Below are 19,912 nucleotides of genomic sequence, written 5' to 3'. Positions count from 1 at the left end.
TTCCATTAATATTTCATTCATTATAACAGGTTAATAAACAAAAAACCCCAGCTAGGGACTTTTTGTTATTTGTCCACTAACTGGGGTATAGTTCAGACTCCAGTTAGAGGGACTTTTTAAAATAGGATGATCCACCAGTATCTGACAGCATAACGGTGGATTTCTAAGAATGAGCATGATAACTTCCCCAGGTATGAATATGAACAATGATACAAGCATATATCTTTTATATAGAAAATTGTGAATCTTTTATTCAACTGTTAAACTAAAATGCGTGTCGTTCCTATTTTGAATATTTAAGACTTAAAGGAGAGGATTTAGACGAATGAAGAAAACGCTAATGGTACTACTTGGACTGTTTCTCCTGACAGCCCTTGCGGCATGCGGGAGTCAAACAGAAACAGAAAGCGGAATGAAACTTGTAGAAGAAGGGAAGTTTACCTTTGCCGCTTCTGGGGAATTCAAGCCCTTTAGCTGGACATTAGAAGATGGAACCATGACGGGTTTTGATATTGAAGTGGGAGAAGCGATTGCAAAAGAAATCGGTTTAGAACCTGTACAAAAGAAACATAAGTTTAATGCAATTGTTGAAGGAGTTAAATCAGGCCGCTTTGATGCCGCTGTTGCCAGCCACACCATTACTCCAGACCGACAGGAACACGTGGATTTCTCCACTCCATACTATTACTCCGGAGCTCAAATTTTTACCCAGCCGGGAAGTAACCTTGAAACATTAGAAGATTTGGAAGGGAAAACGGTTGGCGTTTCCAAAGGCTCAACATATATGGATTATGCTGAAGAGGTTACTGATGATATCAAAGTGTATGATAGTGACGTTGTCGCATTGCAGGTATTAAGCGAAGGAAAGCTGGATGCCGTCATTACCGACTTCCTTACCGGGAAAGAAGGAATCAGTAACGGCCTGGAAATTGTAGGGAAAACCATGCTTGATCGCAGTGAACAGGCGGTGGCTGTTGCGAAAGACAATCCAGAACTGCTGGAGCAAGTGAATGAAGCTCTTGAAATATTGAGAGAAAATGGAACGTTGAAAGAATTAAGTGAAAAATACTTTGACGCTGATATTACAACCAAACCTGAATAACTGCAAATGAAAGGGAACGATGGTTCATCACACAGCGTTTTTGAACAATTGAGAAGAATCAGAGGAAACCCTTGTTATGAAAATAGCAAGGGTTTCCCTGACTTCAATCTGGCAATCACCGTATGTAAAAAAATAAAGGAGTGGAAAGCGTGCCTTCTCTACCACACTTATTTGAAGTATTGATCAGCAGTTACGATCAATTTCTTCATGCTACATGGCTGACATTAAAATTAACAGTAATCTCAATCATGATTGCTATGGTAATCGGACTTTTTTTCGCCCTTTTAAAAATATCCCGGATAAAAGGATTGGAAGCCATAGCTAATTTTTATATTTTTATTGTCCGGGGAACACCGTTAATCGTTCAAATATTTATTTTTTATTTTGGGCTAACCGAATTAAATATATCGGATTTTTGGGCAGCAACCCTTGGACTTGCCTTTCACAACGGAGCCTATATTGCAGAAATTTTTCGGGGAGCTATCCAGTCGATTGATAAAGGGCAAATGGAAGCCGGCCGTTCCCTCGGAATGTCCCGCACATTAACGATGCGCCGCATCATTCTTCCCCAGGCATTCCGTCGTGCGTTGCCGCCCCTTGGCAATCAGTTTATTATCGGGTTAAAAGATTCTTCGCTGGCCGCTTTCATCGGTGTATATGAAATATTTAACCTGGCTACAACCCAGGGGTCTGACTCTTTTGATTCCATGACATGGCTCATCATCTGTGCCATTTATTATCTCATTCTTGTGTTTTTGCTGACGATGCTTGTCAGTTACATGGAAAAACGTTTAGCGGTCAGTGATTAATTCGGTTCTTAAAGAGGAGGAAAATAACATTGAGCACAAGAGAAATGATCCGCATCGAGAAATTGAATAAATCTTTCGGAGATTTACATGTATTAAAGGACATTGATATGACGGTAAAAGAAAGCGATGTGGTCGTGTTGATCGGAGCAAGCGGATCAGGGAAAAGCACCCTGTTAAGATGTATTAATTTTCTAGAAATCAAAGATAACGGGAAGATTATGATACAAGGTGAAGAAATTGATCCTGCTACCCACAATTTAAACGATGTCCGCCAGAACGTCGGGATGGTTTTTCAGCATTTTAATTTATTTCCCCATAAGACCGTGCTGGAAAATGTCATCGAAGCACCGGTTCAGGTCAAGAAAGTGACCCGTAATGAAGCTGAGGAGCAGGCGAAAGTGTTGCTTGAAAAAGTTGGTCTTGAAGATAAAGCTGATGAATACCCTTCTAGGCTTTCCGGCGGTCAGAAACAGCGTGTAGCAATCGCCAGATCCCTCGCCATGGAACCGGACATTATGCTGTTTGATGAACCGACATCCGCTCTAGATCCCGAACTGGTAGGAGAAGTACTTGCCACCATGAAGGAATTAGCCAACGAAGGGATGACCATGGTCGTAGTGACCCACGAAATGGGATTTGCTCGTGAAGTGGCTGACTGGGTTGTGTATATGCATGACGGGTACATTGTAGAAACTGGTAAGCCGATTGAATTATTTGACCACCCGAAAGAAGAGCGGACGAAAGAATTTTTGAGCACAATTCTTTAAAGAAATAAAGAGGCTGTCCCATAAAGTCATGATCATCTTATGAGACAGCCCTTTTCTGTTGAGATTAACAAAATGATCCGTATCAGTAGAAGTGGAAGCTCCTGGTAATGGCTCACTTGAGTGCCCGGCCCTGAGCTGCTTCGCCCCCACTGTAGCGGCCGTCTCCTCGGGTGTCCTTCAGCAGTTTTCGAGGGGCATACGGTGGTCTTTAAGCTTAAAAACACTCAAGGTTTAACTTGAAAAGGCTAAACGGATATACACCAAAAAGCCAGCAGTTCATTTTAAAGCATCATTTACATTTTTATACCCGGGAAATGAACGACTTTTACTGGATTCTTCCACATTTTATTACCTTACATTCAGCAACCGTAAACTATTTAATGTGACAAGTAATGTTGCTCCCATGTCTGCAAAGATGGCGATCCACAATGTAAGCCATCCGGGAATGACCAATAATAGTGCCAGAGCTTTAATCACGAGTGAAAATGTTATATTTTGTTTTATGATTGCAAGCGCTTTTCTGCTTAGTTTAATGGTGAATGGAAGCTTCTCCAGTTCATCAGACATCAAAGCGATGTCAGCTGTTTCCAGGGCAGTATCCGTACCGGCTCCGCCCATAGCTACGCCTACATTAGAAGCAGCCAGTGCCGGGGCATCATTCACCCCGTCACCTACCATAGCAACGTGTTTATGTTTTTCCCTAAGTTTTTTGATTAATGTCAATTTGTTTTCAGGAAGAAGATCAGCGTGTATCTTTTCCACACCAGCCAGCTTTCCAACGGCACTGGCCGTCCGCTTACTGTCACCCGTAAGCATGACCGTTTCAATTTCAAGGTTGTTGAGTTCCTCGATGGCCTGAGATGCAGTATTTCTCAATTCATCTGTCACTGCGATCAGTCCATAAATCTGATGTTCGGTACCCACAATCATCACTGTCTTGCCCTCAGCCTGCAAAGCAGCTATTCGTTTTCTGATATGGCTGCAGATGTTAACAGATAAATCCTCGAACAGATCCAGATTTCCGATATAATAGACCAGACCGTCCACCTGAGCTTTTACACCTTTGCCTGTGATCGAACGGAAATCTGTTGCTTTTAATTGATGATCATCAAGATGATCATCTGCAGCTTTTTGAACGATGGCGCTGGCTAATGGATGTTGTGAGCCTTTTTCAATAGCTGCAGCAACTTTTAGGATTTCCTGCTCATTTTTACCAAAGGCCAAGATGTTTGTCACTGCTGGAATCCCTTTTGTCAGGGTGCCAGTTTTATCGAAGGCGATGGCTTTTAAGGCTCCTGCTTCTTCGAGATGGACACCCCCTTTAATCAGCACACCGTTTCTGGCAGCATTGCCAATGGCTGTTACAACAGCAACAGGGGTGGAAACAACCAGGGCACATGGACAACCTACGACTAATACGGCGAGCCCTTCATAAATCCATTTGTTCCAGTCGGCCCCAAAAAACAGGGGTGGTATGATTACAATGAACCAAGCAAAAACGATGATGGCAGGGGTGTAATATTTTGCAAACCGGTCAACAAAAGCCTGGGAAGGAGCTTTTTCTGCCTGAGCTTCTTCCACCAGATGGATAATTTTTGCTAAAGTGGTATCTTCCACGTGTTTTGTTACCTTTACCTCCAGAAGCCCTTCACCGTTTAGTGTGCCTGCAAATACTTCATCGCCTTCCGTTCTGGTTACCGGAACACTTTCCCCTGTTATGGCAGACTGGTTAATCGTGGATGTTCCGCTTAGCACGATGCCGTCCATTGCCAGTTTTTGTCCGGGTTTGACGATCATGATATCCCCGATTTTTATGTCTTCAACGGGTACAGTTGTTTCTTTGTCGCCTCTCCGAATGAAAGCTTCCTTTGGTGCAATCTCCATTAATGACTCGATGGACCTACGGGCTTTATTCATGGAATATCGTTCAAGTGCTTCACTGATGGCAAATAATATAACAACCGTAGCCCCTTCTCCCCATTCGCCAATCAATGCTGCTCCGATGATTGCTATGGTCATTAGAGTGCTCATATCAAATTTCAACCGGAAAAGATTTTTCAAGCCCTTTCTAAACAGTGTATAACCTCCCATAATCATGGAAGCAGCATAGCCGATGACAGGAATGAGGCTTTCTTCTCCCATCTGCTGCTTTAACAACCAGCTTATGGCCAGTATGAAAGCTGAAATATATACGTTGATATTTTCCTTCTGTTTCCAGAATGGTCCTTGTTCGATCGGCTTCGTTTGATCATCCCGTAACTTTAGGTTCTCAAATGATCCAGCTTTTTCAAGTTCTTCAATTGAAACATGACCTTGAACAGTGATTTTGGAAGCTCCAAAATTCACTTTCGCATCTAAAACGCCATCCAGGCGTTTCACGTTTTCTTCGAACGTTTTCGCGCAGCCTGCTCAGGTGAATCCCTGGACCCGATAGGTTCTGGCTTTTTGGTTTTTTATGTTCATTTGCTGCTCAGACATTTGATCTCACATCTTTCCTGTGCTCCAGAGCAGTCTGGAGCAATACTCGTACATGTTCATCCACCAGTGAATAAAAGGCTAATTTTCCTTCTTTTCTGTATGAGACCACTCCCTGCCTGTGAAGGGTCCGCAGATGATGGGAAGCTGTTGCAACAGAAGAGCCGATAATGTTCGCGATATCACAAACACACAGTTCTTTTTCAAGGGTTAAAGCATAGGAAATCTTTGCTCGATTTTCATCTGCAAGTAGTTTGAATAATGAAGTAATTCGGGCGATATCATCTTTTTTTAATTTCTCTCTGACCTCGTTTACAATTGATTCGTTATAACAGTAAATATCACAGGTGTCTTTTCTCCCCATTTCCTCTACCCCCAATCGTTCGTTTAAAGATATTCAAATGTATATTTGAATATATTGTAGCAATATATGCTTTACTATTCAAACTTATATTTGAATATATACACGCAAAAAAAAGAATTGGGGGTTCCCAATTCTTTTGCAGTGGTAAGTTTGATGGGCTAATAACCGTTTATGAACGTTTGAACAATAAGTAAAATCCGATAATGATTAAAACCGCTGGCCAGAAATGTTCAATAAAATGAAAGGATCGTTCCATCCATATAAACCATTGGGGCTTAACGGAAGAAAAAAGGGCAAAAATCGAAAGAACGACGAGAATCAGTCCAACCCAGAGCCCTTTTCGCGTCATCTGATACTTTAACAGAAAAGCAATACCAAGGATAAATAAATATACCCCCCAGTGATCCATCCAGAAGGCATAATGCTGGACTCCGTGAAAGTGTATGCCGAACCCAAGGAGAACAGCCCCCGGGAAAACATTTTGTTTGACGCCCCCGGCATAGGCATTGACGAGGAAGGCGATCCCGATAATCATTAAAATCGTCGGCCACGAATAAAAATTGGACAGAACCGGAATATAAATCTGCTTTAATAAGAAATAAAAACCAAGTCCGATGAGCAAAATACTTAAGAAGGTATTTTTGTTTCCCAAGTTTGAGGACCTCCATTTCTGTAATGAAAAAAATACAGGGGGCATTCAGCATACAAAACATTGGAAAGAGAGAAAAAACGATTTTCTTGCCTGAATAACAGGAATTATGATAAGGTACTATAGGCTAGAAAAATGGAATCGGATAAAAGTACATCATCATGTTAACATAACCATTCAAAATATGTTCATTTTTTTAAAAAATTGTTCACATTTTACATGGTATAATGGTTTTTGAGGGGAAAGTGTAACAAAAGGGGTGAGACTTAATGAATATCATCGCAGTAGGAGTGAATTATCGGACTGCCCCTGTGGAGATACGAGAGAGGCTCACATTTTCTGAGGAACATTTGCATGAAGCAATGATGTCGCTAAACCAGCAAAAAAGCGTCCTTGAGAATGTGATTATTTCCACTTGCAACCGGACGGAAATATATGCAGTCGTTGATCAACTTCATACGGGACGCTATTATGTGAAAAAATTCATTTCGGACTGGTTTTCCATGGATCTGGAAGACATCACTCCTTATCTTACGTTAAAGGAAGAAGATGAGGCGGTCTGTCATTTATTTCGTGTAACGACTGGCCTTGATTCTATGGTTCTTGGAGAAACTCAGATACTCGGCCAGGTGAAGCAGGCATTTATGACTGCACAGAATCATCATGCGACCGGGACCATTTTTAATGAATTGTTTAAACAGGCGATCACCATGGCCAAGCGTGCCCATAAGGAAACAGAGATTGGTGAAAATGCGGTTTCTGTGAGTTATGCAGCTGTTGAACTTGCCAAAAAGATATTCGGTGATCTGGAAAACAAACATGTTGCCATATTAGGAGCAGGAAAAATGGGAGAGCTGGCTCTGCAGAACCTTCATGGATCTGGAGTCGGGAAAATTACGGTGTTGAACCGCACGCTGAGAAAGGCCGAAGAGTTAGCAGCCAAATTTGACGGTGAGGCAATAACGATCCAGGACATGAATACCATAATGGGTGCAGCTGATATTGTCATCAGCTCAACAGGTGCAGAGAACTACATTTTGACAAAAGAGTCACTGGCCCCTGCACTAAAATCCAGAAAAGGAAAACCCCTGTTTATCGTAGATATTTCTGTGCCAAGAAATGTAGATCCAGTTGTTCATGAACTGGACAGTGTATTCCTTTATGATATAGATGATCTGCAAGGGATCGTAGATAAAAACTTAGAAGCCCGGAAACAGGCTGCTGAACAGATTGAACAAATGATTGCCGCAGAAATCAGTGAATTTAGGGAGTGGCTTCGTACTCTTGGCGTTGTACCTGTGATTTCTGCATTAAGACAAAAGGCGCTGTCAATTCAGGCAGAAACCATGAAATCCATCGAACGGAAAATGCCTGATTTAACAGCCCGGGAGAAAAAAGTATTGAACAAGCATACAAAGAGCATCATCAATCAGATGCTGAAAGAACCCATTCTTCAGGCAAAAGAAATGGCAGGGAAACCGGGTGCAGAGGAAGCCCTTGAACTGTTTGCGAAGATTTTTGGCATAGAGGAGGACGTTCAGCAGCAAATCGAGAAACAGAAGGATAAATATCCTTTTACGGAAGAAAACAAAGATCAAGGAAAGTTGTCCTTTCCGTCCCTGGAAAAATCCTCTATCCATTCGTAAGGAGAAAGGATAACCGTATGTTTAGTCTTGATTATAAATGGATTTATGAACTCATCATTTTTGTGTATGCGATCAGTTTAATCGGATATTTCATTGACTTTGTTCAGCAAAACCGGAGGGCCAATCGCATGGCCTTCTGGTTCCTCTCTATGGTTTGGATTTTACAAACCATTTTTTTATTCGGTAAAATGTTAAGTAGCGAACAATATTTCTTTTTAACCATCTATGATGGTCTTTATTTTTATGCCTGGATTTTGATCACCTTTTCCTTGATGATTAACCGGCTGTTCCGGGTTGACTTTTTTGTGTTTTTCACCAATGTACTTGGTTTTTTCATAATGTCACTACATATATCCACGAAAGCCCAGATGGTAGAACACGTTCAGTCGAATGAACTGGTTGGTGATATTTTAATTATTCATATCGCCCTGGCCCTTTTGTCTTATGGCATTTTTACCCTGTCGTTTATTTTTGCCTTAATGTATTTGCTGCAGTACTGGCTGTTGAAAAAGAAAAAATGGAACACCCAGTTAAAACGGCTCGGGAATCTGGATCAGCTCGATTATTTTTCTTTTCTATCCGTGTTAATCGGGGTTCCTATATTAATGATCGCCATTATTCTGGGAGTTCTATGGGCGTACATTTCAGGTGAGGCGTTTTACTGGTACGATGTCAAAACGATCGGTTCATTCATCGTTCTGGGGGTATATATCGGATATCTGGTCTTCAGGGTGGTAAAAGGGTTTAAGGGAAAACAAATTGCCATTCTAAATGTGAACGCATTTCTGTTTTTGCTGGTAAATTACTTCTTGTTCAGCACATTATCGAACTTTCACTTTTAGTCAGGAGGAAAACATATGCGAAAAATAGTTGTGGGCTCGCGCAGAAGCAGGCTCGCCCTCACTCAGACGAAATGGGTCATTGATCAGCTGGAAAAAAAGAAGAGTCCTTTTTCGTTTGAAATTAAGGAAATTGTCACAAAAGGGGATAAAATTCTGGATGTAACCCTTTCAAAAGTAGGCGGAAAAGGGTTGTTTGTTAAAGAAATTGAACAGGCGATGTTTGACCACGAAATCGATATGGCCGTACACAGCATGAAAGATATGCCTGCCGCACTCCCCGACGGACTTTTGATTGCTTGCGTTCCTGAACGGGAGGATCATCGGGATGCGTTTATTTCAAAGGACGGAAGCACGCTGATGCAGCTACCTGAAGGGGCTGTTGTCGGAACAAGCAGCCTGCGGAGAGGGGCTCAGATTTTAGCTGTGCGTCCAGACCTGAACATTCAATCGATCAGGGGCAACATTGACACCAGGCTTAGAAAATTAGATGAGGAAAATTTTGATGCGATTATTCTTGCCGCGGCAGGATTGAAACGAATGGGCTGGTCGGATGATGTCGTCACCGAATATCTGGAGCCGGATATCTGTGTTCCAGCTGTAGGTCAGGGAGCACTGGCCATCGAGTGCAGAGAGAGCGACAAAGAGTTGAGGGAACTTCTTCAATCCATCAACGATGACCGTACAGAACGAACGGTAACAGCAGAGAGAACCTTCCTGAACCTGATGGAAGGAGGCTGCCAGGTTCCGATAGCCGGCTTCGCCTATCAGGAAGGGGACGACATCGTACTAAAGGCACTTGTTGCTTCACCGGATGGCAAACACGTTTTGACTGAAACTGTAACAAACAGTGATCCTGTTCAGGCAGGGCGGGAAGCTTTTGAACGCCTGTCCAGACAGGGAGCCAAAGAGTTAATCGACCAGGTGAAAAAGGAGCTAGATCAGTCATGACAGCGTTTCCTCTTGAAAATAAGAGGATTCTGGTTACAAGGGGGAAGAAACAGTCATCTGCTATGGCTGAAAAGATTAAAGCGTACGGGGGGATTCCAGTAGAGGTTCCCCTTTTGACCTTTGACCGGGTGACCCATTCTGAACATGAACATATTTTAAAATCAATCAAGCAATTTGACTGGATTGTGTTTACCAGTGTCAACGGGGTCAAATACTTCTTTGAACATTTAAACTTGTATGGAATTCCACACGAATCCTTGCTCCATCTTCGTATAGCTTCGATCGGGGCCAAAACTTCTGAAGCAGTTAAATCTTTTGGGCTTAAGATCGATTTTGAACCAGGTTCCTATCATGCGGATACCTTTGGAAAGGAGTTTCTGGAAAAATTCCATCCCGATCATATTTTGTTTGTTAGGGGCAACCTGTCCCGCCCTACCTTACCAGAATATTTTAAAAAACAACAGGTCAAGTACACACCGATTACGGTTTATCAGACCATTGCCAACCTTGAATCAAAAGATGAATTACAGAGGCAGCTGAAAAGCAATCTTGATGTACTGACTTTTACCAGTCCGTCTTCGATTGATGCCTTTTTTGAGCTCGGGGAGGATGGGGTTACTGAACAACATTTACATACTTTATGCCTTTGCATAGGTCCTACAACGAGAGACAGGGCAATCGAAAGGGGATTTGTCCGCATATTGGTACCTGGTGAATATACAGCTGCAGGCATGATTCATTCTTTAGTCCAATATTTTCGAAAAGAAGGGTGATTCTTATGAACCATTTAACATTTGACCGTCATCGCCGGCTGCGCATGACAGAAAGTCTCCGGTCCCTTGTAAGGGAAACCCATCTGTTAAAAGAAGATTTGATTTATCCCATTTTTGTCGTGGAAGGAGAGGGAGTGAAAGAAGAAGTTCCTTCCATGCCAGGAGTTTATCATATTTCTCTTGATTATTTAACAGAAGAAATGAAGGAAGTGAAATCACTCGGAATTCGCTCCGTAATGGTTTTTGGTGTTCCAGACGAAAAAGATGAAAAAGGCTCCCAGGCTTATTGTGAACATGGAATTGTGCAAAAAGCAATCCGTCAAATCAAGGAAGATGTGCCCTCTTTGACGGTTATTGCGGATACGTGTCTCTGTCAGTATACATCCCACGGCCACTGCGGCATTGTGAAGGATGGAGAAGTGGTAAATGATGAATCCCTGGAATTACTGGCAGAAACAGCAGTAAGTCAGGCCAGAGCGGGTGCGGATATTATTGCCCCTTCCAACATGATGGATGGGTTTGTGGCTGCGATTCGAAAAGGGCTGGATCAGGCAGGGTTTGAAAATACTCCAATCATGTCCTATGCAGTGAAATATGCATCATCGTTTTATGGTCCTTTTCGGGATGCTGCCCATTCTACACCGCAATTCGGAGACCGTAGAACTTACCAGATGGATCCAGCCAATCGCCTTGAGGCGAAAAGGGAAGCGAAATCGGACATCGAAGAGGGGGCTGACTTTTTAATTATTAAACCTGCTCTATCCTATCTTGATATTATCCGGGAAATCAGAGAAGAACATCCTGTTCCTCTTGTTGCTTATAACGTAAGCGGAGAATATTCCCTGGTCAAGGCAGCAGTCCAGAACGGCTGGGTTGATGAGAAAGAAATTGTCCTTGAAAAATTAACTGCGATGAAACGGGCAGGTGCAGATTTAATCATTACGTACTTTGCTAAAGATGTGGCCAGATGGCTTGATCAATAAAACGGAAAGGATGAGTGACATGGCAAATCATGAGCGTTCGGTTCAGCATTACCAGGAAGCAGTCAATCTCATGCCCGGTGGTGTGAACTCGCCGGTACGGGCTTTTAAGTCCGTTGGCATGAACCCGGTTTTTATGGAACGGGGAAAAGGGTCAAAGATTTATGATGTTGACGGCAATGAATATATTGACTATGTGTTGAGCTGGGGCCCGCTTATTTTAGGTCATGCCGATGAACGGGTCGTGAAAGCGCTAAAAGAAGTGGTGGAAGGAGGGACAAGCTTTGGTGCACCTACGGAGATTGAAAATAAACTCGCAAAGCTTGTGATAGACAGAGTACCTTCCATTGAAATGGTGCGGATGGTAAACTCCGGAACTGAAGCAACCATGAGTGCCCTTCGCCTGGCCAGAGGATATACCAACAGGGATAAAATTCTGAAATTTGAGGGGTGCTATCATGGCCACGGGGATTCGCTTCTGATTAAGGCTGGATCCGGGGTAGCAACTTTAGGTCTTCCAGACAGTCCCGGCGTCCCTGAATCAGTTGCCCAAAATACGATAACCGTCCCCTATAATGATTTAGAAAGTGTGCAGTATGTTTTTGAAAAATATGGGGATGATCTAGCTGGCGTTATTGTGGAACCGGTTGCGGGCAATATGGGAGTGGTACCGCCCCGGCAGAACTTCTTGCAGAAGCTGAGAGAACTCACGGAACAAAACGGGACGTTGTTAATTTTTGATGAAGTGATGACCGGATTCCGCGTAGGCTATCAGTGTGCCCAGGGTTATTTCGGAGTAACACCGGATTTAACCTGTCTTGGGAAAGTCATTGGAGGAGGATTGCCTGTTGGAGCTTATGGTGGAAAGAGAGAAATCATGGAAACGATTGCCCCAACCGGTCCGATTTATCAGGCAGGTACCCTCTCCGGAAATCCTCTAGCGATGACAGCTGGCTATGAAACCTTAAAAGCGATGACGGAAGACGCTTACGAAGACATCAACCGAAAAGTTGACCGCTTAGTCGAGGGCCTTGATGATGCTGCAACTGAATACGGTATACCACATACTATTAACCGTGCGGGATCTATGGTTGGCTTGTTTTTTACCGATCAGGATGTCATCAATTATGAAACCGCAAAATCATCTGACCTGGACCTGTTTGCATCTTACTATCGGTCGATGATTGATGAGGGGGTTTTCCTGCCTCCATCACAGTTTGAAGGACTGTTCCTTTCTACTGCCCATAGCGATGAAGATCTTGAAAAAACAATCGAGGCAGCCAGGAATACATTCAGAAAAATGAAAAGATAAGGGAAACCCGGTCCGAATGATGAAAAACCATTCCAGGACCGGGTGTTTATCTTTTTAAAAGGTATCAATGTATCGGCTGAAGTTGATAGCTTCTGCAAAACTTTCAAAACTCCTCTCAATATCCAGCGTCCATCGGGGCTAAACAGGGCTCTGTATGGAGATTATTGGTTCCCCCCGGGCTGTTGCAGTTGCCCTTTCATTTTCTTCACGTCATATTTTAACTGTTTTCCACATATATGTTTATTGATAAGGTAAGTTTTTTGCATTTTGTTCTTGAGAGGAGGAAGATTGTTGAGTCAAGATGGGAATCAACATTTTCGTTTTGATCTGAACGAAACATTATGGTTTCAAAGGGGACAGGAAGTGTCAGAATTGCTTGGCATTGCCTTAGAACCGGATATTTCCATTTATGACAAAGATGATTTTGTGTCTGTTCGCGGTGTTCTGGAGCTGACTGGTGAATATATACCTGCTGGTAGCACAGATGAAGAACCTGAACAGGATTTATCTATTCAGGATCGTTATGTCGGCCGTTATATTCAGGATATCCGAAGCTTTGAAGATGGAGTAAATGAGTTTCATTATGATATTCCCGTTGAGATTACTATTCCCAGAGAACGGGTTCAATCCCTCGATGAGGTAGCTGTTCAAATTGATTTTTTTGATTATGAGCTGAAAAGTGATCAGGAACTTCGCCTTACAGCTGAAGTGATCATCGATGGAATTGATCATGAGCTGCGGGAAGAAAAAGAAGATCAGGGGGATGCTCCAATTGAATGGGAATCTGAAGATGAATCTTTTTCCTTTGATTTTCATTTAGAACAGCATACAGTTGAAGAATCCTTAGATTTACATGAAGAGTCGTCGAGCAAATTTGATGACACATCAGAGGAGAGAAATGATGAGGAGAACATCGAAGAAATAAGATCCGAAATGGAACACGAAAAATCCGTTGAAGAGATACAGGATGAACATGAGGAAGTTGATGATGTTAGTTCAGATGAGTATCAGAAGGGAAGAGATTTCTGGTTCAAAAAGAAAACACAATCATTTGGGGAATTTTTTGGACATGAAAAGGAGTCGAGTGACTCTGAATCACCTGAAGAATCCATTGAAGCCGAAGAAAGTTCAACAACATTTGAAAGTTCAGATGCCGATCTGGAAGAGAGTGGAATGACAGAATCCTATGTGGAACGGGAAGATGCAGGATATTTAACGACGATGTTCCGTCAAGAAGAAGAATCATATACCAAAATCAAGCTACGTATCGTTCAGCAAAATGATACGCTGGAATCTCTGGCTGAGTTATATCATGTCTCCCCTTCCCAGATTCAGGCTATCAACCGGCTGGAGGATGAAAATCTTACGCCCGGACAGCTTCTATACATTCCAGTGAAGACACAGACAACATAACGCGAGACCTGGAGATGAATGAAACATGACGACCAATCTAATCCTGGCCAGATATGGAATGTTCGGCTATCAGAAAGAACCGATAACCCCCCGTGTAACAAAAGTATATACAGGAGACAGACATGTAGCAGTAAAAAAAACTTCCCGTCACGATATATACCCGCGCTTTCAGATGGCTTACCGCCTTGCGCGGATAAAGAAATTACATTCCATAATCCCTCTGTATCTAACCAGGGAACAGGAACTGGCGGTTCAAATCAACGGTGACTGGTATTATGTCATGCCATGGATTGAACCGCCAGCAAATTCTGTACCTTCAATATACCCTGAATCGTTTTCTGAACTTGCTGCCATCCATAAAAAGACGTCACAAGTATTCCCGATTGACCCCCATTTCTATAGGAAATGGATCGAGACACGGCGGTCACAGGTGGATGAAAGTTTTGGCTGGTTTGAGAAAAAAATAGGACAAGTGGAAAACCAGCATTATATGTCGCCGAGCGGATATCAACTGTGCAATCTTTATCCGTTGTTTTATGATGTATGTAAAAAAGCGAACCGCTGGTACAGCCGCTGGTATCATTGTCTGTCCAGAGAACAAAAAATGCGCACGGTATTGTGCCATGGAGCCTTGAGCCCATCGCATATTCTAAGCAGCATGCAGGGGCCAGTTTTCATTAACTGGGAATCCGCACATATGGGGCACCCGGGAGAAGATCTCGCCAATCTTCTCCGACATTCACTGGCAAGTCCCCGGCCTCCTTTCGATCATCTAGAAACGGGATTAGAGGATTACATTCATCAGCTATCCTTTAAAAAGAGCGAAATATCCTGGGCTGTTCTTCATTTGATGCATACGGACTTTTTCTTCAAATATGTGAACCAATATTTTAATCAGAGGGATCGTTATTCTGAGGTGAACTGGGTCCAGCGTTTCGAACGTTTCCGTTTTTATTTTTCAAACCTGATGACGCTTGAACAAAAAATGGATCACATTCTGCAAAACCAGAGAACCGACGATTAAATCCAGTCTAAATAAAAAGCAAAAAATAGGCCTACCAGTATCCCTGACAAGAAGACATCAAGGGAAGTCGGAAAAAGCAGGGTTCGAATCAGTTGAAAGACCATTAAAGGCAAAGTGCATTTCTCAATGACAATGATGATCTGTCTCAGCCATGGCGGCAGCTTGTAGCGATAAAATTTGCTCATGAAGGGACCTCCTTCTGCAAGTTAAGGGCATTATATGTATATTCCTGAACAAAAAATGTTGTGCAACCATTGACTTTTTTTTAGAAAAGTGGCTAAAATAACTAATACAAGGAAATTACGAAAAGCTGTGATGGGGAGGAGTACAGGAAAAAGCCCTTCAGAGAGGGAAACTCACTGGCTGAGAGGTTTCCCAGGTGATGGATTCCTGGAAGGTCGCCCCGGAGAAGCTGCTTCTTTGAAAACAGAGTAGAAGAAGCCGGTGAATAACCGTTATCATGGAGAGTGCACAGATCTCGTAAGACGGTCTGTGAATAAAGGTGGTACCGCGAAATAACCCTTTTCGTCCTTTTTTGGATGGAAAGGTTTTTTATTTGTTTAAATTCGACGGACTGGTGTTATTCCACCGCTTTTCAGCCCGTTATCTGAAGAATGTGAGCCTGGCAAATGAGGATGAATAAACATATGAGTCAAAAAGGAGGCCTTTAGCTATGGAACAGCAAAAAGATGTAACCCTGCCGCCAAAATACGACCCTGTAAAGGTTGAAAAGGGGATGTATGACTTCTGGGTGAAGGGGAAATTTTTTGAAGCGAAAGATGATGAGTCGAAGGAACCTTTCACGGTGGTTATACCGCCACCAAACGTTACCGGAAAACTGCACCTCGGCCATGCCTGGGATACGACCCTCCAGGACATTATTACCCGCTATAAACGGATGAGGGGCTATGATGTTCTGTGGCTTCCGGGAATGGATCATGCCGGCATTGCGACACAGGCAAAGGTTGAAGCAAAACTTCGGGAAGAAGGAAAAACCCGTTATGATTTAGGCCGGAAAAAGTTTTTGGAAAAGGTCTGGGAATGGAAAGAGGAGTATGCATCGTTTATCCGGAAACAGTGGGAAAAGCTTGGACTGGGCCTTGATTATTCCCGGGAACGGTTCACCCTGGATGAAGGACTTTCAAAAGCGGTACGTGAAGTATTTGTTTCCCTTTACGAAAAGGGACTGATCTACCGCGGGGAGTATATTATTAACTGGGATCCCGAAACGAAAACCGCCCTTTCGGATATTGAGGTTATTTACAAAGAAGTCAAGGGTCATTTTTACCATATGAAATACCCGCTGAAGGATGGGAGCGGCCATATTGAAATTGCCACTACCCGTCCCGAGACCATGCTCGGGGATACAGCAGTAGCCGTACATCCAGATGATGAGCGCTACAAACATCTCATCGGCAAAAAAGTGATCTTGCCGATTACCGGACGGGAAATTGAAATTATTGCCGATGAATATGTAGACATGGAATTCGGTTCCGGTGCCGTGAAGATTACCCCGGCTCACGACCCGAATGACTTTGAAATCGGCAACCGGCACAATTTAGAACGGATTCTTGTCATGAATGAAGATGGCACGATGAATGAAAATGCCGGCAAATACCAGGGAATGGACCGCTTTGAGTGCCGGAAACAGCTGGTAAAGGATCTGCAGGAAGAAGGGATTCTGTTTAAAATGGAGGAACATGTACACTCCGTTGGGCATTCAGAGCGGAGCGGTGCTGTTGTAGAACCGTATTTATCTACCCAGTGGTTTGTTAAAATGAAACCTCTGGCAGAGGCAGCCATTAACCTTCAAAAGAAAGAAGATAAAGTAAACTTTGTGCCGGAACGCTTTGAAAAGACTTATTTACACTGGATGGAAAACATCCGTGACTGGTGTATATCCCGCCAGCTCTGGTGGGGCCACCGAATTCCGGCCTGGTACCATAAAGAAACCGGAGAAGTATATGTAGGACGGGAAGCACCAGAGGATGAGGAAAACTGGGAGCAGGATCCAGATGTTCTCGATACCTGGTTCTCTTCTGCGCTGTGGCCGTTCTCTACCATGGGCTGGCCAGATGAAAATAGCAAGGATTATAAACGGTATTTCCCAACAGATGTGCTGGTTACCGGGTATGACATCATTTTCTTCTGGGTATCCCGCATGATTTTTCAGTCTGTTGAATTTACAGAAAGGCGTCCGTTTAAGGATGTATTGATTCACGGTCTGGTACGGGACGCTCAGGGCCGGAAAATGAGTAAATCCCTGGGCAACGGTGTAGACCCGATGGATGTCATTGATCAATATGGAGCGGACTCACTGCGCTACTTCCTTTCGACCGGTTCATCACCTGGTCAGGATCTGCGTTTCCAGTGGGAAAAGGTTGAGGCTACCTGGAATTTTGCCAATAAGATCTGGAATGCATCCCGATTTGTCCTGATGAACCTGGGTGACTTTAAGCTTGAAGATATGAAGGTAACAGGGAATAAGTCTGTTGCAGATGAATGGATTCTCACCCGGTTGAATGAAACCATTGAGCAAGTTACTAAAAACATTGAAAAGTATGAATTCGGGGAAGCCGGACGCCATCTGTATAACTTTATCTGGGATGATTACTGTGACTGGTATATTGAAATGGCGAAACTTCCTTTATATGGTGAAGATGAAGAAGCTAAACAGACCACCAGGTCGATTCTGGTATATGTTTTGGATCAAATGATGCGCATGCTGCATCCATTTATGCCATTCATCACAGAAGAAATCTGGCAGCATCTACCCCATGAAGGGGAATCCATTACGGTTCAATCCTGGCCTGAAGTTCGTCCAGAGCTGACCAATGAAAAGGCATCACAACAAATGAAACGGCTTGTGGACATTATCCGTTCGGTACGCAACATCCGGGCAGAAGTGGATACGCCAATGTCTAAAGAAATCCAAATGCTTATTAAGGTTAATGATGATGCCGTTAAGTCCGAACTGGAAGACAACCGCCATTATCTGGAGCGTTTCTGTAACCCGGGAGAACTTCAGATTGGCACGGACCTGAATATTCCGGATAAAGCCATGAGTGCTGTTGTAACCGGAGCAGCAATTTACCTTCCACTGGAAGGCTTAATTGATCTTGAAGAAGAGATCAAGCGTCTCGAAAAAGAATGGGATAAATGGAATGCAGAAGTTGAGCGGGTGCAGAAAAAACTGGCAAACGAACATTTTGTGAACAAAGCACCGGAACATGTCGTAGAAAAAGAACGGGAAAAGGAAAAAGAGTATCTTGAGAAACGGTCAAAAGTTGAATCACGACTGAATGAATTAAGGTCTTGATAGAGAGATGGTTGGAACGAAGAGGTTTTCCTTTTCACAAACCCTTGCTATCATTGGATAGCAAGGGTTTCATATGGGAATATAGCAAAAAGAGAGTGAACAGAAATGAGGGAAGACCATGGACGTCAATGAGGCTATTGGATGGATTCACGGCCGGCTCCCATTTGGGATTAAACCCGGTTTAAAGCGGATGGAGTGGTTCATGGAACAACTGGATCATCCGGAAAATAAGCTTAGGGCCATTCACATTGCAGGCACCAATGGGAAAGGGTCAACCCTATCTTATATAAGAAATTTACTTCAATATCACGGTTTTAGGGTAGGTACGTTCACCTCTCCCTATATCATGAAGTTTCATGAACGAATCAGTCTGAATGGAATACCCATTTCGGATGAAGACCTGGTTCATCATGTAAAAAAGATAAAACCGTTATATGAAAAGCTTGAACAGACGCCACTTGGTGCAGCAACCGAATTTGAAGTTATTACCGCCATTGCCTTTGACTATTTTGCTCAGCAGGAAGTGGATTATGTCATTTTTGAAACGGGTCTCGGGGGAAGACTGGATTCTACAAATATTGTCCGTCCGTTGATCACGGTGATTACAAACGTAGGAAAGGACCACATGAACATTTTAGGAGATACATATGAAGAGATCGCTTTTGAAAAGGCAGGAATAATCAAAAACCGTATTCCCCTTGTGACTGCCGTAAACCAGCGAGATGCACGAAAAGTTGTATGCAGCCAGGCCAGAAAAATGCATGCACCGGTTTACGAATACGGAAAGGATTTTTTCAGCAGTAACCATCAGCTTGATGAGGGAAAAGAACACTTTACCTTTCAATCATCCGCTGTTCAGCTTGATGATATCACGTTAAACATGAAGGGAACTCACCAGACTGTGAATGCGTCTCTTGCCCTGCAAACCTTTCTGCTTTTGACAGAAATGGAAAAGCTAGAATTCGACCCTTTACTCGTAAAAAAAGCTTTGCTTCACACCACATGGCCTGGACGTTTTGAAATCATTCAGGACAATCCAGTTATCATTCTCGATGGTGCACACAACGAAGAGGGAATTAAAACATTAGTAGATACCCTTAACCGTTATTATCCGGATCATCGTCGACAATTAATTTTTACAGTTTTACATGATAAACCGGTTACAGGGATGCTTTCTCTTCTGGAAAATCATGTTGATCAGTTCAGATTTACTACCTTTGACTTTCCGAGAGCCATTAGTCCGAAAGAACTATACAAAAAGTCCAGAGCCAGTCATAAAAGCTGGCATCAATCCTGGAAGGAAGCCATAGAAAAATGTGTTCAGACTGCATCAGACAAGGATGTCATTGTGATTACCGGTTCTCTTTATTTTATTTCAGAAGTGAGAAATTACTTTGATAGGATAAAAAGATTATGCTAAACTAAAATAAAATTTTCATAATTTGAAAAAATTCGGATAATTTTCCTATGAATATCATCATCTTTATCG

General features: G+C 42.9%; 17 protein-coding genes and 1 other annotated feature. Of the genes, 13 read left to right on the top strand and 4 right to left on the bottom strand.

Annotated features, from left to right (window positions below; translation table 11 throughout):
• Positions 1-325: 325 nt before the first annotated feature.
• The 3 genes from EDD68_RS02545 to EDD68_RS02535 all read left to right on the top strand — a co-directional run bounded on the left by EDD68_RS02545 (position 326) and on the right by EDD68_RS02535 (position 2,678).
• Positions 326-1,102, top strand: coding sequence for a transporter substrate-binding domain-containing protein (locus EDD68_RS02545; RefSeq protein WP_132370640.1), 777 nt, complete (start codon positions 326-328; stop codon positions 1,100-1,102).
• A gap of 149 nt (positions 1,103-1,251) precedes the next feature.
• Positions 1,252-1,911, top strand: a complete 660-nt coding sequence (locus tag EDD68_RS02540; protein ID WP_132370639.1) for an amino acid ABC transporter permease — start codon at positions 1,252-1,254, stop codon at positions 1,909-1,911.
• A gap of 29 nt (positions 1,912-1,940) precedes the next feature.
• Positions 1,941-2,678, top strand: a complete 738-nt coding sequence (locus EDD68_RS02535) for an amino acid ABC transporter ATP-binding protein (RefSeq protein WP_132370638.1) — start codon at positions 1,941-1,943, stop codon at positions 2,676-2,678.
• A 348-nt stretch (positions 2,679-3,026) separates the two neighbouring features.
• Here EDD68_RS02535 and EDD68_RS02530 read toward each other — a convergent pair whose 3' ends face one another.
• The 3 genes from EDD68_RS02530 to EDD68_RS02520 form a co-directional block, all read right to left on the bottom strand.
• Positions 3,027-5,156 carry a heavy metal translocating P-type ATPase gene (locus EDD68_RS02530; RefSeq protein ID WP_132370637.1) on the bottom strand — a complete coding sequence of 710 codons (2,130 nt, stop codon included), beginning with the start codon at positions 5,154-5,156 and terminating at the stop codon, positions 3,027-3,029.
• Entirely contained in the window at positions 5,149-5,517 is a 369-nt protein-coding gene (locus EDD68_RS02525) for an ArsR/SmtB family transcription factor (RefSeq protein ID WP_132370636.1), read from the bottom strand. Before EDD68_RS02525 ends, EDD68_RS02530 begins: the two co-directional genes overlap by 8 nt.
• A gap of 169 nt (positions 5,518-5,686) precedes the next feature.
• The gene (locus EDD68_RS02520) at positions 5,687-6,169 is read right to left on the bottom strand and encodes a LiaI-LiaF-like domain-containing protein (protein WP_132370635.1); all 483 of its coding nucleotides are present in this window, start codon (positions 6,167-6,169) and stop codon (positions 5,687-5,689) included.
• A gap of 266 nt (positions 6,170-6,435) precedes the next feature.
• On the opposite strand from EDD68_RS02520, the gene hemA reads away from it, so the two are divergent.
• The 8 genes from hemA (at position 6,436) to EDD68_RS02480 (ending at position 15,104) form a co-directional block, all read left to right on the top strand.
• Positions 6,436-7,812 (top strand): glutamyl-tRNA reductase, encoded by a 1,377-nt coding sequence (gene hemA, locus EDD68_RS02515; protein ID WP_132370634.1) that lies wholly within the window; start codon positions 6,436-6,438, stop codon positions 7,810-7,812.
• Between the two features lie 17 nt (positions 7,813-7,829).
• A complete protein-coding gene (locus EDD68_RS02510; protein WP_132370633.1) occupies positions 7,830-8,654 on the top strand; it encodes a cytochrome C assembly family protein in 825 nt (274 codons plus the stop codon).
• Positions 8,655-8,669: 15 nt separating this feature from the next.
• Positions 8,670-9,602, top strand: a complete 933-nt coding sequence (gene hemC, locus EDD68_RS02505; protein WP_132370632.1) for a hydroxymethylbilane synthase — start codon at positions 8,670-8,672, stop codon at positions 9,600-9,602.
• Entirely contained in the window at positions 9,599-10,375 is a 777-nt protein-coding gene (locus EDD68_RS02500) for a uroporphyrinogen-III synthase (RefSeq protein ID WP_132370631.1), read from the top strand. The genes hemC and EDD68_RS02500 overlap by 4 nt, the downstream gene beginning before the upstream one ends.
• A 5-nt stretch (positions 10,376-10,380) precedes the next feature.
• On the top strand, positions 10,381-11,358 hold the full coding sequence (gene hemB, locus EDD68_RS02495) for a porphobilinogen synthase (protein WP_132370630.1): 978 nt from the start codon (positions 10,381-10,383) through the stop codon (positions 11,356-11,358).
• Between the two features lie 19 nt (positions 11,359-11,377).
• Positions 11,378-12,667: a glutamate-1-semialdehyde 2,1-aminomutase gene (gene hemL / locus EDD68_RS02490; RefSeq protein WP_132370629.1), complete on the top strand. Its 1,290-nt coding sequence runs from the start codon at positions 11,378-11,380 to the stop codon at positions 12,665-12,667.
• Between the two features lie 291 nt (positions 12,668-12,958).
• Positions 12,959-14,080, top strand: coding sequence for a stage VI sporulation protein D (spoVID, locus tag EDD68_RS02485; protein ID WP_165902035.1), 1,122 nt, complete (start codon positions 12,959-12,961; stop codon positions 14,078-14,080).
• A 25-nt stretch (positions 14,081-14,105) separates the two neighbouring features.
• Positions 14,106-15,104, top strand: coding sequence for a phosphotransferase (locus EDD68_RS02480; RefSeq protein ID WP_132370627.1), 999 nt, complete (start codon positions 14,106-14,108; stop codon positions 15,102-15,104).
• Here the strand turns inward: EDD68_RS02480 and EDD68_RS02475 are convergent.
• A complete protein-coding gene (locus tag EDD68_RS02475) occupies positions 15,101-15,289 on the bottom strand; it encodes a hypothetical protein (RefSeq protein ID WP_132370626.1) in 189 nt (62 codons plus the stop codon). The two genes, EDD68_RS02480 and EDD68_RS02475, sit on opposite strands and share 4 nt — an antisense overlap.
• A 118-nt stretch (positions 15,290-15,407) precedes the next feature.
• Positions 15,408-15,640 (top strand) — a binding site (T-box leader).
• 137 nt (positions 15,641-15,777) lie between these two features.
• Between EDD68_RS02475 and EDD68_RS02470 the strand changes: the two genes are divergently transcribed.
• Together EDD68_RS02470 and EDD68_RS02465 are read left to right on the top strand one after the other, a co-directional pair.
• Entirely contained in the window at positions 15,778-18,423 is a 2,646-nt protein-coding gene (locus EDD68_RS02470) for a valine--tRNA ligase (RefSeq protein ID WP_132370625.1), read from the top strand.
• Positions 18,424-18,541: 118 nt separating this feature from the next.
• Positions 18,542-19,843: a bifunctional folylpolyglutamate synthase/dihydrofolate synthase gene (locus tag EDD68_RS02465; protein WP_132370624.1), complete on the top strand. Its 1,302-nt coding sequence runs from the start codon at positions 18,542-18,544 to the stop codon at positions 19,841-19,843.
• The last annotated feature ends 69 nt before the right edge of the window (positions 19,844-19,912 follow it).

This window comes from Melghiribacillus thermohalophilus (genome assembly GCF_004342905.1).
In the GTDB taxonomy this organism is placed as follows: Bacteria; Bacillota; Bacilli; order Bacillales; family Alkalibacillaceae; genus Melghiribacillus; species Melghiribacillus thermohalophilus.
The sequence above is the reverse complement of the archived record's forward strand: the minus strand, read 5'-3'. Positions and strand labels throughout refer to the sequence as shown.

Excerpts from the sequence above, each read along its gene's own strand:
- EDD68_RS02470 (WP_132370625.1), top strand. The coding sequence starts at position 15,778 with ATGGAACAGCAAAAAGATGTAACCCTGCCGCCAAAATACGACCCTGTA.
- hemB (WP_132370630.1), top strand. The coding sequence starts at position 10,381 with ATGAACCATTTAACATTTGACCGTCATCGCCGGCTGCGCATGACAGAA.
- EDD68_RS02465 (WP_132370624.1), top strand. The coding sequence starts at position 18,542 with ATGGACGTCAATGAGGCTATTGGATGGATTCACGGCCGGCTCCCATTT.
- EDD68_RS02510 (WP_132370633.1), top strand. The coding sequence starts at position 7,830 with ATGTTTAGTCTTGATTATAAATGGATTTATGAACTCATCATTTTTGTG.
- EDD68_RS02480 (WP_132370627.1), top strand. The coding sequence starts at position 14,106 with ATGACGACCAATCTAATCCTGGCCAGATATGGAATGTTCGGCTATCAG.
- hemC (WP_132370632.1), top strand. The coding sequence starts at position 8,670 with ATGCGAAAAATAGTTGTGGGCTCGCGCAGAAGCAGGCTCGCCCTCACT.
- EDD68_RS02500 (WP_132370631.1), top strand. The coding sequence starts at position 9,599 with ATGACAGCGTTTCCTCTTGAAAATAAGAGGATTCTGGTTACAAGGGGG.
- EDD68_RS02475 (WP_132370626.1), bottom strand. The coding sequence starts at position 15,289 with ATGAGCAAATTTTATCGCTACAAGCTGCCGCCATGGCTGAGACAGATC.
- hemA (WP_132370634.1), top strand. The coding sequence starts at position 6,436 with ATGAATATCATCGCAGTAGGAGTGAATTATCGGACTGCCCCTGTGGAG.
- EDD68_RS02525 (WP_132370636.1), bottom strand. The coding sequence starts at position 5,517 with ATGGGGAGAAAAGACACCTGTGATATTTACTGTTATAACGAATCAATT.
- hemL (WP_132370629.1), top strand. The coding sequence starts at position 11,378 with ATGGCAAATCATGAGCGTTCGGTTCAGCATTACCAGGAAGCAGTCAAT.
- EDD68_RS02545 (WP_132370640.1), top strand. The coding sequence starts at position 326 with ATGAAGAAAACGCTAATGGTACTACTTGGACTGTTTCTCCTGACAGCC.